Annotated in this window: 11 protein-coding genes; 8 read left to right on the top strand and 3 right to left on the bottom strand. The window is 72.8% G+C overall.

All coding sequences use genetic code 11. The annotated features are described in order from the left end of the window. Nucleotides 1–28: 28 nt before the first annotated feature. Complete coding sequence (locus tag ACF062_RS08185; RefSeq protein WP_392136956.1) at nt 29–1,414, top strand: FAD-dependent oxidoreductase; 1,386 nt, start codon at nt 29–31, stop codon at nt 1,412–1,414. 572 nt (nt 1,415–1,986) lie between these two features. Continuing rightward, nucleotides 1,987–2,925 carry an NAD-dependent epimerase/dehydratase family protein gene (locus ACF062_RS08180; protein ID WP_392136955.1) on the top strand — a complete coding sequence of 313 codons (939 nt, stop codon included), beginning with the start codon at nt 1,987–1,989 and terminating at the stop codon, nt 2,923–2,925. Nucleotides 2,926–2,984: 59 nt separating this feature from the next. Here the strand turns inward: ACF062_RS08180 and hemE are convergent, their stop codons facing one another. Next, a complete protein-coding gene (hemE, locus tag ACF062_RS08175; protein ID WP_392136954.1) occupies nt 2,985–4,058 on the bottom strand; it encodes a uroporphyrinogen decarboxylase in 1,074 nt (357 codons plus the stop codon). An 85-nt stretch (nt 4,059–4,143) separates the two neighbouring features. Here hemE and ACF062_RS08170 point away from each other — a divergent pair, with 85 nt between their 5' ends. The 3 genes from ACF062_RS08170 to ACF062_RS08160 all read left to right on the top strand — a co-directional run bounded on the left by ACF062_RS08170 (nt 4,144) and on the right by ACF062_RS08160 (nt 7,089). After that, nucleotides 4,144–4,815, top strand: a complete 672-nt coding sequence (locus tag ACF062_RS08170; RefSeq protein ID WP_223777444.1) for a DUF3000 domain-containing protein — start codon at nt 4,144–4,146, stop codon at nt 4,813–4,815. A 258-nt stretch (nt 4,816–5,073) separates the two neighbouring features. After that, nucleotides 5,074–5,736, top strand: a complete 663-nt coding sequence (locus ACF062_RS08165; protein ID WP_030687574.1) for a response regulator transcription factor — start codon at nt 5,074–5,076, stop codon at nt 5,734–5,736. A 78-nt stretch (nt 5,737–5,814) separates the two neighbouring features. After that, on the top strand, nt 5,815–7,089 hold the full coding sequence (locus tag ACF062_RS08160) for an HRDC domain-containing protein (protein ID WP_392136953.1): 1,275 nt from the start codon (nt 5,815–5,817) through the stop codon (nt 7,087–7,089). A 33-nt stretch (nt 7,090–7,122) separates the two neighbouring features. Here the strand turns inward: ACF062_RS08160 and ACF062_RS08155 are convergent, their stop codons facing one another. Further along, entirely contained in the window at nt 7,123–8,115 is a 993-nt protein-coding gene (locus tag ACF062_RS08155; protein ID WP_392136952.1) for an alpha/beta hydrolase family protein, read from the bottom strand. Then, nucleotides 8,112–8,522, bottom strand: coding sequence for a zinc-binding dehydrogenase (locus tag ACF062_RS08150; RefSeq protein ID WP_392136951.1), 411 nt, complete (start codon nt 8,520–8,522; stop codon nt 8,112–8,114). The genes ACF062_RS08155 and ACF062_RS08150 overlap by 4 nt, the downstream gene beginning before the upstream one ends. Nucleotides 8,523–8,611: 89 nt before the next feature. On the opposite strand from ACF062_RS08150, the gene ACF062_RS08145 reads away from it, so the two are divergent. The 3 genes from ACF062_RS08145 (at nt 8,612) to ACF062_RS08135 (ending at nt 13,024) form a co-directional block, all read left to right on the top strand. Then, nucleotides 8,612–9,550: a LysR family transcriptional regulator gene (locus tag ACF062_RS08145; RefSeq protein WP_392136950.1), complete on the top strand. Its 939-nt coding sequence runs from the start codon at nt 8,612–8,614 to the stop codon at nt 9,548–9,550. A gap of 118 nt (nt 9,551–9,668) precedes the next feature. Beyond that, nucleotides 9,669–10,895, top strand: coding sequence for an acetyl-CoA C-acyltransferase (locus tag ACF062_RS08140; RefSeq protein WP_127912307.1), 1,227 nt, complete (start codon nt 9,669–9,671; stop codon nt 10,893–10,895). Further along, nucleotides 10,892–13,024: a 3-hydroxyacyl-CoA dehydrogenase NAD-binding domain-containing protein gene (locus ACF062_RS08135; RefSeq protein WP_392136949.1), complete on the top strand. Its 2,133-nt coding sequence runs from the start codon at nt 10,892–10,894 to the stop codon at nt 13,022–13,024. The genes ACF062_RS08140 and ACF062_RS08135 overlap by 4 nt, the downstream gene beginning before the upstream one ends. Nucleotides 13,025–13,086: the final 62 nt, after the last annotated feature.

Below are 13,086 nucleotides of genomic sequence, written 5' to 3'. Positions count from 1 at the left end.
CCCGCCGCCACCCCCGTAGCGTGTCCACATGAGCAGCACACAAGAGCGACTGGTGGTCATCGGAGGCGACGCGACCGGCATGTCCGCCGCGTCACAGGCACGCAGGCTCAAGGGCCCGAACGAGCTGGAGATCGTCGCGTTCGAGCGCGGCGACTTCACCTCGTACTCCGCCTGCGGCATCCCGTACTGGGTGGGCGGCTCCGTCGGCGACCGGGACGAGTTGGTCGCGCGTACGCCCGAGGAGCACCGGGAGCGCGCGATCGACCTGCGGATGCGCACCGAGGCGCGGCGGATCGACGTGGAGGGCCGGCGCGTGCTCGCCCGTGACCTGGAGTCGGGCGAGGAGTACTGGACGGCGTACGACAAGCTCGTCGTCGCCACCGGCGCCCGGCCGCTGCGTCCGCCGCTGCCCGGCGTCGACGCGCCGGGCGTGCACGGCGTGCAGACCCTCGGCGACGGCCAGGCCCTGATCGACACCCTGACCCGCACCGAGGGCCGCCGGGCGGTGGTCGTCGGGGCCGGTTACATCGGCGTGGAGATGGCGGAGGCGCTGATCCAGCGCGGCTATGACGTCACGGTCGTCAACCGCGGCAAGGAGCCGATGTCCACGCTCGACCCGGACATGGGCCGCCTGGTGCACGAGGCGATGACCGGCATGGGCATCGAGATGGTGAACGACGCCGAGGTCACCAAGATCCTCACGGGCGAGGACGGCCGGGTCGCCGCGGTGGCCACGGAGGACGCCGAGTACCCGGCGGACGTGGTGATCCTCGGTGTTGGCGTGCGCCCCGAGACCGAGCTGGCGCGTGCGGCGGGGCTGCCGCTGGGCGAGCACGGCGGCCTGCTGACGGACCTCGCGATGCGGGTGCGCGGCCACGAGGACATCTGGGCGGGCGGGGACTGCGTGGAGGTCCTCGACCTGATGTCGGGGCGGGAGCGGCACATCGCCCTCGGCACGCACGCGAACAAGCACGGGCAGGTCATCGGCTCGAACGTGGGCGGGGGCTACGCGACCTTCCCCGGCGTCGTCGGCACGGCCGTCAGCAAGGTGTGCGACCTGGAGATCGCGCGTACGGGCCTGCGCGAGAAGGACGCGCTGGCGGCCGGGCTGCGGTTCGTGGCGGTGACCATCGAGTCGACGAGCCGGGCCGGCTACTACCCGGGCGCGGCCCTGATGACGGTGAAGATGCTGGCCGAGCGGCGCACGGGCCGGCTCCTCGGCGTGCAGATCGTGGGGCGCGAGGGCGCCGGCAAGCGGGTCGACGTCGCGGCGGTCGCGCTGACGGCGGGGATGACGGTGGAGCAGATGACGGCGCTCGACCTCGGGTACGCGCCCCCGTTCTCGCCGGTGTGGGATCCGATCCTGGTGGCGGCGCGCAAGGCGGTGGCGGCGGTACGGGCGGACACGGCCTGAGACCACCGCTGCCGCTCGGCGTGGAACGCGCTTGCCGCGCAGGTCAGTACGGACTTTCCGGGAGAATGGCGGCCGTCCGGCGAGCGGGCCCGGTTGGCTGAATCCATGCGCTTCGGGCCGCTCTCCTTTCCCGCTCCGTGGGAGCCCGCCCACGGTGGGCGCGTGTATCCGGCACCCACACGTGGCGCGGGCACGGGCGACCCCTCTGAGCGGCCACGGCGCCCTGGAAGCCGCGCTTGCGGGGCGCATCGCGCTTCCGGCGTCCCTCATGGCGCAACGCCGAGGACGTCCCACCTCTTTTCCGCCACCTTTCACAGAATCGGCACAGACTCCACAGAGGGGCCCCACTATGTGACGCGTCAGAGCGGCACGGACACGCACCGCGACGTGTGACCGTGCCGTTTGGGGGGCGGCCCGCGGGTGGAGACACCCCCGCGGCCCGACCGTGGAGGGGACCACACACCGCATGAATCACACCGCGCGAGCGGCGGCTCCCGGCGCCGGCGCATCGCTTCCCGTACCCTCGCCGCCCGGCGCTCCCGCCTCGCTCCCCAAGGGAGCGTGAGGACGCCGTGCGCATACTCCTTCTGGGCTCCACCGGATACCTGGGCGGGCACGTCGCCGAGCGGCTGCGCGCCCTGCCGGGCGTACGGCTGCTGCGCGGGGGCCGCGCGCCCGTCGACGACCACCGGATCGACCTCGCCACCATCACCGCCGACGCGCTCGCCGAGCAGCTCGGCCGGGCGGCGCCGGACGCCGTGGTCAACTGCGCGGGCACGGTCACCGGCACCGCCCTGAACCTCGCCGGGGTCAACTCCCGTGGCCCCGCGGTCCTCTGCCAGGCCCTGCGGGCCGCGTCGCCGAGCGCGCGCCTGGTGCACCTCGGATCGGCGGCCGAGTACGGCCCGAGAGGCGTCGGCGAGCGCACCGCGGAGGACGCACCCACCCGCCCGATCGCCCTCTACGGCGCCACCAAGCTGGCCGGCACCCTCGCCGTCCTGGAGGCCCGGATCGACGCCCTGGTGCTGCGGGTCACCGACCCGGTGGGCCCCGGCGCGCCCCCGGCCGGGCTGCCGGGCCGCCTCACCGCCGAGCTGAGCCGGGCCGTCGCGCGCACCCCGCACGGCACGGTGCGGGTCGGCGACCTCTCCGCGCGGCAGGACTTCGTCGACGTACGCGATGTCGCGCAGGCCGTGACGCTGGCGCTGGCCCTGCCGGGGCGGCTGCCGCGCCTGCTGAACATCGGCAGCGGGCGGGCCGCCCCGGCACGCGACCTTGCGCGGGGGCTGGCGGACGCGGCGGGCTTCACCGGTGACGTCGAGGAGACGCTCGGCGCGGCGGGCCGGCCGACGGCGGCACCCTGGCAGTGCTCGGACGTCACCGCCGCGGAGTGGGAGCTGGGCTGGCGCCCGCGGTTCACCCTGCGGGAGTCGCTGGCCGCGCTCTGGGCCTCGGACGGCGACCCGCGCCTCGCGCCGGCCACCGGGAGCCGCGGCACGAGCGTTCCGTGACGTACCGCCACGTCAAAGGGTCCCTGTCCGGCCGGACAGGGACCCTTTCAGGACATTCTTCAGACAGCGGTACGCGTGTGGACGTACTCCACGAGCCGGGTCAGCGCCTCGGGGTCCGTGGTCGGCAGGACGCCGTGGCCGAGGTTGAAGATGTGGCCCTCCAGGCCGCTCGCCGCGGCGAGCACCTCGTCCGTCTTCGCCTCGACGGCCTCGCGCGTGGAGAAGAGGACGGCGGGGTCGAGGTTGCCCTGGAGCGCCTTGCCGGGACCGACGCGGCGCGCCGCCTCGTCCATCGGCACGCGCCAGTCGACGCCGACGACATCCGCGCCCGCCTCGCCCATGGCCCCGAGCAGCTCGCCGGTGCCGACGCCGAAGTGGATCCGGGGCACGCCGTACGAGGCGACGGCGTCGAAGACCTTCGCCGACGCGGGCATCACCGAGCGCCGGTAGTCGGCGGGCGAGAGCGCGCCCACCCACGAGTCGAAGAGCTGCACGGCGCTCGCGCCCGCCTCGATCTGCACCTTCAGGAAGGCCGCGGTGATCTCCGCGAGCCGGTCGAGCAGGTCCGCCCAGAGCTGCGGGTCGCCGTACATGAGCGCCTTGGTGTGCTCGTGGTTGCGGCTCGGGCCGCCCTCCACGAGGTAACTCGCGAGAGTGAAAGGCGCGCCCGCGAACCCGATGAGCGGGGTGGCGCCGAGCTCGCCCGTCAGCATCCCGATCGCCTCGGTGACGTAGTGCACGTCCTCCGGGGTGAGGTCCCGCAGCTGCGCGAGGTCGGCGCGCGAGCGGATGGGGTTCTCGACGACCGGACCGATGCCGGGCTTGATGTCGAGGTCGATGCCGATCGCCTTCAGCGGTACGACGATGTCGCTGAAGTAGATCGCGGCGTCCACGTTGTGGCGGCGCACCGGCTGGAGCGTGATCTCGGTGACCAGGTCGGGCCGCATGCAGGACTCCAGCATGGCGGTGCCCTCGCGGACCTTGCGGTACTCGGGCAGTGAGCGCCCCGCCTGCCGCATGAACCAGACCGGCGTGTGCGGCACGGCCTCGCGCCTGCACGCCTTCATGAAGGCGGAGTCGTACGTCGCTGCGTTCTGCCGGCCCGCGGGGCTCTGGCTGTTGTTGGCACTCACGCGGAAAGTCTCGCACGTTGACCGGGGACCCCCTCACGGGTGTCTCTCCCTGCGCGAAGGCGCCGTTCCCCTTAACCTTCCCCGCATGGCTGCGGCTCAGGGACAACGGTCGGACGGCGCTGGAGAGATGGACGGTTCGGAGGGGAAGGTGGCGGATTCGGCTCCGCGGGCCTTCCGCGCGGCGGTCGAGGCGCTGCGGGGGGCACGGCTGCGGCCGGAGATCGAGATCGATGCGACGCGGGCGCCGCAGCGGCTCGCGCCGTACGCGTACGCGCTGGAGGCGGCGGTCGTGGCCGGCGAGGAGGACCTCGCGGACGGGCGGCTCGTGCTGCTGCACGATCCGGCGGGGCACGACGCCTGGCAGGGCACCTTCCGGCTCGTCACGCTGGTGCGGGCGGAGCTGGAGCCGGAGATGGCGGCGGACCCGCTGCTTCCGGAGGTGTGCTGGTCGTGGCTGACCGGCGCGCTGCACTCGCGGGGGCTCTCCGTGGGTGAGGCCAGCGGCACGGTGACGCGTGCGGGGTCGTACTACTTCGGGGGGCTCGCGGAGCGGCCGCCCGCCTCGCAGATCGAGATCCGGGCGTCGTGGACCCCCCGGGAGGGCGGCGGCGGGGTGCCGGACACCGGGGCGCATCTCGCCGCGTGGTGCGAGTTGCTCTGCCAGATCGCCGGGCTGCCGCCGGCCGGCCCCGGGAACGGGTCGGGGGACGGCTCCGTCGTCTCCCTTCCGCAACGCCGGGGGCCACTCGCTCCCTGACGGCTCAACCGGTCTTCTCGGCCCCGCGGCTCACCGCCGCGGGGCCGCTGTGCGTGGGTCGCCCGGACGGCGGCTTGTTCGGTCATTCTCCGGAAGGTCGAGCGCGCGTCCGAATTGCCCCGATTGGCTCTCACCAAATCGTGATCATTCCCTAAAGGCGGGCGGGTTTGCTGCCGAAGAGGTTTGTGACCTTGAAAGCACGGTTCGTCCCGGCTTCATCCCCGAGCCGGTCCCGTCCCGCCCCCACCAGGAGGCCTGGTGTCCGTTCTCCTCGAGCAGCCCGCAAGCCTGGTCGCCTACCGCCCGAACAAGCCGACCGCCATGGTCGTCGTGGCCGACCCCCGCGTCCGTTCCACCGTCACCCGCCACCTGTGGGCGCTCGGTGTACGCGACGTCATCGAGGCCTCGTCCATCGCTGAGGCTCGTCCCCGCATCGGCAACCCCCGGGACATCTGCGTCGCAGACGTCCATCTCCCCGACGGCTCCGGCCTGACGCTCCTCTCCGAGACCCGTGCCGCGGGCTGGCCCAACGGCCTCGCCCTCTCCGCCGCCGACGACATCGGTGCCGTGCGCAACGCCCTCGCGGGCGGCGTCAAGGGCTACGTCGTCACCGGCACGCGTACGAACGTCGGACTCCCCACCCGCCCCGGCGCCGCTCCCATCGGTTCGGCCGCCGCCCGAATGCACCGCCGCCCGCCGGGCGCCCCGAGCCACCCCGGCGGTTACCGCGAGCTGTCCGGCCGTGAGGTCGAGGTGCTCAGGCTCGTCGCCGAGGGCCAGTCCAACAAGGCCATCGGCGTCTCCATGGGCCTGTCCGCCCTGACCGTGAAGAGTCACCTCGCCCGGATCGCGCGCAAGCTCGGCACGGGTGACCGGGCCGGGATGGTGGCGGTCGCGCTGCGTACCGGAATCATTCACTGACTGATTTACAACCCTCCCGCGCCCGTCGACGGAACGTTCCGTCGACGGGCGCCGTGCATACACAGATACCCTTGACAGGTGACCGACGCCCAAGAGACCGCAGCAGACAGCTCACTGCGAACCACCGGAGGCGCCCCTCCGGACGACGGCCTCGCTTGTGAAGGGCTGCCGACCCCCTTGCTCGAACCCCGTGACGGCATCCCGCCGGTGATCGCCGACGAGGAATCCCTCGCCGCGATGATCGCCGAGTACGCCCGCGGCACCGGCCCGGTGGCCGTGGACGCCGAACGCGCGTCGGGCTACAGGTACGGCCAGCGCGCCTACCTCGTGCAGCTCCGCCGCGAGGGCGCGGGCTCCGCGCTCATCGACCCCGTCGCCTGTCCCGACCTCTCGGGTCTCGGCGAGGCCATCGCCGACACCGAGTGGGTCCTGCACGCCGCCACCCAGGACCTGCCGTGCCTGCGCGAGATAGGCATGGTCCCCTCGCAGATCTTCGACACGGAGCTCGCGGGGCGGCTCGCCGGGTTCCCGCGCGTGGGGCTCGGCGCGATGGTCGAGGGCGTACTCGGCTTCGTACTGGAGAAGGGGCACTCCGCCGTCGACTGGTCGACCCGGCCGCTGCCCGAGCCCTGGCTGCGGTACGCCGCGCTCGACGTCGAACTCCTCATCGACCTGCGCGACGCCCTGGAGAAGGAGCTGGACCGGCAGGGCAAGCTGGAGTGGGCCCGCGAGGAGTTCGACGCCATCGCCTCCGCGCCGCCCGCGCCGCCCCGCAAGGACCCCTGGCGCCGGACGTCCGGCATGCACAAGGTGCGCAGGCGCCGGCAGATGGCGGTCGTACGGGAGCTGTGGACCGCGCGGGACCGCATCGCGCAGCGGCGTGACGTCTCGCCGGGCAAGGTGCTCAGCGACGGCGCGATCGTCGAGGCGGCGCTCGCCCTGCCGCCCAACGTCCACGCGCTCGCCGGGCTGCCCGGCTTCGGGCACCGCATGGGGCGCCGTCAGCTGGAGCAGTGGCAGGCCGCGGTGGACCGCGCCAAGGCGCTGCCCGACGCGGAGCTGCCGCAGCCGGGGCAGACGGTGAGCGGGCCGCCGCCGCCGCGCTCCTGGGCGGACCGGGACCCGGCCGCCGCGGCGCGGCTCTCCGCCGCGCGGGCCGCGGTCTCCGCGCTCGCCGAGCAGCTGAACATGCCGCAGGAGAACCTGATCACGCCGGACACGGTCCGGCGCGTCTGCTGGGAGCCGCCGGCTCAGGTGGACGTGGACTCCGTGGCGTCGGCGCTGGCCGCGCATGGCGCGCGTCGGTGGCAGATCGAGCAGGTCACCCCGGCCCTGGTGACGGCCCTCTCCTGAGCGGGCCGCCGTCGGGCGGGGACAGGTCAGGGTTCACTCCGATGCTCCCGTCAGGGTGTGTGCGATGTGGTCGCACAGGCGGGGCAGCCAGTCCGCGCGCGCGTTGCCGAGGAGGTGGTCGCCGTGGGGGACGGACAGGTGGGTGCCGTGGGGCGCCAGGCGGGCCAGGGGCTCGCCGTTCGTGACGCCGGGGATGACGTCCCGGCCGCCGTCCACGACCAGCAGCGGCGCCGTGATGCGGGGTGCCCGGACGGTGAGGTCCACCTGGCGGGCGAACGCGCGGGCGGCGTCGGTTCCTCCGGTGCGGCGGGCCATGATCTCCCGTACGGGCGGGGGCAGTTCCTCCCAGTCGAGGCGGAAGGGGCCGCTGACGGTGGCGACGGCCGCCAGGCGGGGCTCAAGCGATGCGGCCCGGGCCGCGAAGTAGCCGCCCAGGCTCAGGCCGACGAGCCCGACGCGAGGGACGCCGAGGGCGTCGACGACCCGTCCGACGACGTGCTCGTACTCCGGCACGAGGGCCGTGGTGGCCGCGAGGACGCCTTGCCCCGGGCCGTCCATGGCGAACACCGCGAGGCCCCTGGCCAGCAGCGCGGACGCCAGATCGAGGAACTCCTCCTTGGCCGAGTCCAGACCGGGGACGATCACCACGGTCCCGGGCGCGTCGGCGGGGCCGCGCAGCCACCCGGTGAAGCCCTCGCCGCTCACGCGCCGCGCACCGGGCTCCAGCAGCGTGAGCGCCCTCCCCAGGGCATGGTCGGCCTCGGTGGCGGCGTGGTGCGCCTCCGCGTACGGCGCCAGGGTGGCCAGGTGGAACCAGCGGGCGGCCGTCAGCAGGAACTCACCCGCGGACAGGGGTGATCCCGCCTCCTGCGCGCGCCGGAGGTGGCCGCGTGCGGTGCGGACGAAGGACGGACCCCAGTCAGCGACGGAGGTCAGGCCGTCGGTGACGCGCCGGTACTCGCGGGGGTCCACGCCCGCGCCGGTGGCGCGGGTCCACTGGGCGGCGGCGAAGTCGGTGGCGCTCATCGCGCTCCCCCGGTCAGCAGGACGGCCTTGCCGCGTATCCGGCGCTCGCGCAGGTCGACCAGGGTGGCGGCGGCCTCCGTCCAGTCGGCGGTGCGGCCGATCTCCGGGTGCAGCCGGCCCTGTTCGACCAGCCGCACCAGAGCCGAGAGATCCGCGCGCCGGATGTCCGACCACGCGGTGCCGATGCCGGGGCCCGAGCCGTCGGCCGCCTCCTGCACGACGAGCCCCGCGATGTCCTTGCCGGGCAGCAGCCCCGGTTCCGGGTGTTCGAGAAGGAAGGTCTCGCCCCGGTTCGGCGCGAACGCCTCGACCTTGATCAGTGCCTCACCGGGCGCCGGTACGGGCTGGTGGGCCTCGGTCAGGGCGACCGGGCGCGTCGCTTCCCCCGTGGGAATCAGTCTTCGCATGGAGGGGATGCAACCGTCGCGGCCGTCCGGAGAGCCAACAACGGACGAGCATCACCCACAACTGTTGGTTGTCGCTTATGGTGAGCGCCGTGGATCTTGATGTCGCGCAGGTGCGTGCCTTCGTGCGCACCGCCGAGGAACTGCACTTCGGGCGGGCCGCCGGGACGCTCGCGATCTCGCAGCAGGCGCTGTCCAAGAGGATCGCCCGGCTCGAAGCGCTGCTCGGCACCCGACTGCTCCTGCGCGGCGGCAGCGGGGTGCGCCTCACCGGGGCCGGGCGGCGCTTTCTCGGACCGGCCCGGCGGAGCGTGGCCGCCGCCGACGCCGCGGTCGCGGCGGTGTCCGGCGCGGATCGTCCGCTGCACGTGGACACCTGGGGCCACCTCTACGCGCCGATGCGCACGCTGGCCCGGGTGGCCGGGCGGGCCGGGGAGCTGGTGTCGGGGCACGGGCGCGATCTGCCGTCAGTGGCGAAGGCGCTGCTGAACGGCGACGTCGACGCGGCGTTCGGCCGGGTCCACCCGCCGCTGCCCGCCGGTCTCGCCCACCGTCTGATCCGCCTCGAACCTGTGGACGCCGTACTGAGTGCCGACCATCCGCTCGCGGCCGAACCGGCGCTGCGGCCCGACCGGTTGAGCGGCGGCGTGCTGTGGGCGCCGGGCCCGCTGGACCGGCTCGACTTCCTCCACCGGTTCGCCGTGCGGTTCGGCGTCCGGCACACGGCGACGAGCGTCAATCTGGGGCTCGCCCACTTTCTCGCCGAGGTGGCGCGCGAGCCGGACCGCTTCTCGCTGATGCCCGCCGATGTGCCCTTGCCGCGGGTCCCGGGGCTGCGCTCCGTCCCGTTGATCGATCCGACACCCCTGTACGCGTGGTCGCTGCTGTGGCGTTCCGGGGACGAGCACCCGGGGCTGAAGGGGCTCGTCACCGCCTGCGCGGAGGAGGGAGGGCGCAGCCGCTGGCTGGAGTACGACCCGGCTCGCGACTGGCTGCCGGAGCCGCCCGCGAGCGGACCGGAACCAGTGTGACCTTCGCCTCGCAGAGGCGGTACCGGGCAGCTCTTGGCCACATAGTTACCGACAAGTAGCATGGCCCCAGGAAGCGCGCCGCAGGCGTGGCGCAACCGCACCCTGGAGGAGAGCCATCGTGCCTCGTACCGTCAGGGACGTCGTCTTCGTGGACGGCGTCCGCACCCCGTTCGGCAAGGCGGGTCCGAAGGGCATCTACCACGAGACCCGTGCCGATGACCTCGTCGTGAAGGCCATCCGGGAGCTGCTGCGCCGCAACCCGGACCTCGACCCCGCCAAGATCGACGAGGTCGCCATCGCGGCGACCACGCAGATCGGCGACCAGGGTCTGACGATCGGCCGCACCGCCGGCATCCTCGCCGGGCTGCCGCAGTCCGTGCCCGGCTACTCCATCGACCGCATGTGCGCCGGTGCCCTCACCGCCGTGACCTCGGTCGCGGGCAGCGTGGCGTTCGGCGCGTACGACATCGCCGTCGCCGGTGGTGTCGAGCACATGGGCCGCCACCCCATGGGTGAGGGCGTCGACCCCAACCCGCGGTTCGTGAGCGAGAAGCTCGTGGACGAGTCCGCGCTGTTCATGGGCATGACCGCCGAGAACCTGCACGACCGCTACCCGAGCATCACCAAGCTGCGCGCCGACGAGTACGCGGTGCGCTCGCAGGAGAAGGCCGCCAAGGCGTACGCCGACGGCAAGATCCAGGCGGACCTGGTGCCGATCTCCGTACGCCGTACCAACGCGGAGGCCGGTGAGACCGGCTGGGGCCTCGCCACCGCCGACGAGCCGATGCGCCCGGGCACGACGCTGGAGAACCTCGCGGGGCTGAAGACGCCGTTCCGTACGCACGGCCGCGTCACGGCCGGTAACGCCGCCGGTCTCAACGACGGCGCCACCGCCTCCCTCATCGCCTCCGAGGAGTTCGCGCGGGAGAACAACCTCCCGGTCAAGATGCGCCTCGTCTCGTACGCCTTCGCGGGCGTCGAGCCGGAGGTCATGGGCTACGGCCCGATCCCGGCCACGGAGAAGGCGCTCGCCAAGGCGGGCCTGTCCATCTCCGACATCGGTCTCTTCGAGATCAACGAGGCCTTCGCCGTGCAGGTGCTCGCCTTCCTCGAGCACTACGGCATCGCGGACGACGACGCGCGCGTCAACCAGTACGGCGGCGCCATCGCCTTCGGCCACCCGCTCGCCTCCTCCGGCGTACGCCTGATGACGCAGCTGGCGCGGCAGTTCGAGGAGCAGCCCGAGGTGCGGTACGGCCTCACGACCATGTGCGTCGGCTTCGGCATGGGCGCGACGGTCATCTGGGAGAACCCGAACCACAAGGACGCCGGAGGCGACAAGTGAGCACCACGACCACCGAGCTTCTGAAGGGTGCGGCCGAGCTGTTCCCGGACGAGGTCGTCACGCAGGCGCACGTACGCCACCTCGACCTCCCCCAGGGTGCGGGCCGCTTCGCGCTCATCACGCTGGACAACGGCTTCGACCACACCAAGCCGACCACCTTCGGCCCGCAGTCCCTCGCCAACCTGAACACGGCGATCGACCAGGTCGAGAAGGAGGCCGCCGAGGGCTCCATCGTCGGTGTCGGCATCACCGGCAAGCCGTTCATCTTCGCCGTCGGCGCCGACCTCAAGGGTGTGGAGCTGCTCAAGCACCACGAGGACGCGCTCGCCATCGGCAAGGGCGGCCACGAGGTCTTCAAGCGGCTCTCGGGCCTCGCCGTGCCGACCTTCGCGTACTACAACGGCGCCGCGATGGGCGGTGGCGTCGAGGTCGGTCTGCACTGCTCCTACCGCACCGTCTCCAAGGCGCTGCCCGCCTTCTCGCTGCCCGAGGTCTTCCTCGGCCTGGTGCCCGGCTGGGGCGGCTGCGCGCTGCTGCCGAACCTCATCGGCGCGGACCGCGCGGTCACGGTCATCATCGAGAACTCGCTCAACCAGAACCGCCAGCTCAAGGGCAAGCAGGTCTTCGAGCTCGGCATCGCCGACGCGATGTTCGAGGGCGCGGACTTCCTGGAGCAGTCGCTGATCTGGACGGCCTCCGTCCTCAACGGCTCGGTCGAGGTCGTCCGGCCCGAGATCGACCGCGGCGAGGGCTGGGATGCCGCCGTCGCGCGCGGCCGTGCCATCGCTGACTCCAAGGTGCACGGCGCCGCTCCGGCCGCCTACCGCGCCCTGGAGATCATCGCGGCCGCCAAGGACGGCGACCTCCAGCAGGGCTTCGACGCCGAGGACGTCGCGCTCGCCGACCTCATCATGGGCGGTGAACTGCGCGCGGGCATCTACTCGTTCAACCTCGTGCAGAAGCGTGCCAAGCGCCCCGCGGGCGCCCCGGACAAGAACCTGGCGCGCCCGGTCACCAAGGTCGGCGTCGTCGGTGCCGGTCTGATGGCCTCGCAGCTGGCGCTGCTCTTCCTGCGCCGCCTTGAGGTGCCGGTCGTGCTGACCGACATCGACCAGGAGCGCGTCGACAAGGGTGTGGGCTACGTCCAGGCCGAGATCGACAAGCTGCTCGGCAAGGGCCGCATCAACCAGGACAAGGCCAACCGCCTGAAGGCGCTGGTCTCCGGTGTCCTGGACAAGGCCGAGGGCTTCTCCGACGCCGACTTCATCATCGAGGCCGTCTTCGAGGAGATCGGCGTCAAGCAGCAGGTGTTCGCCGAGGTCGAGGCGGTCGCCCCGGCGCACGCGATCCTCGCCACGAACACCTCCTCGCTGTCGGTCACCGAGATGGCGTCGAAGCTGAAGCACCCCGAGCGGGTCGTCGGCTTCCACTTCTTCAACCCGGTCGCGATCCTGCCGCTCCTGGAGATCGTGCGCGGCGAGCAGACGGACGACGCGTCGCTGGCCACGGCCTTCGGTGTCGCCAAGAAGCTGAAGAAGACCGCGGTGCTCGTGAAGGACGCCCCGGCGTTCGTCGTGAACCGCATCCTGACGCGCTTCATGGGCGAGATCCAGAACGTCATCGACGAGGGCACCCCGGTCGCCGTCGCCGAGAAGGCCGTCGAGCCGCTCGGTCTGCCGATGTCGCCGCTGGTTCTCCTTGAGCTGGTCGGCCCGGCCATCGGCCTGCACGTCTCCGAGACCCTGAACCGCGCCTTCCCGGAGCGCTTCACCGTCTCCCCGAACCTCGCCGCCGTCGTGAAGGCGGGCAAGCGCGGCTTCTACGTGTACGACTCCGGGAAGCCGGAGCTGGACCCGGAGGTCGCCGCGCTCCTGAAGCAGGGCGACAAGGTCCTGACCGAGGAGCAGGTGCGGGACCGCGTGCTCGACGCGGTGGCGCAGGAGATCGGGCTCATGCTCGACGAGGGTGTCGTCGCCGAGGCGCAGGACATCGACCTGTGCCTGATCACCGGCGCGGGCTGGCCCTTCCACCTGGGCGGCATCACGCCGTACCTGGACCGTGAGGGTGTCAGCGAGCGGGTGAACGGCAAGCGGTTCCTGGCGCAGGGCGTCGCGAGCGTCCCGGCGTAGCGGGTACCACAACGACGGTGGGCCGTACGGGAATCGTCCCGTACGGCCCACCGTCGTCCGTT

It is taken from the genome of Streptomyces sp. NPDC015345 (assembly GCF_043078805.1).
Taxonomy (GTDB): domain Bacteria; phylum Actinomycetota; class Actinomycetes; order Streptomycetales; family Streptomycetaceae; genus Streptomyces.
The sequence above is the reverse complement of the archived record's forward strand: the minus strand, read 5'-3'. Positions and strand labels throughout refer to the sequence as shown.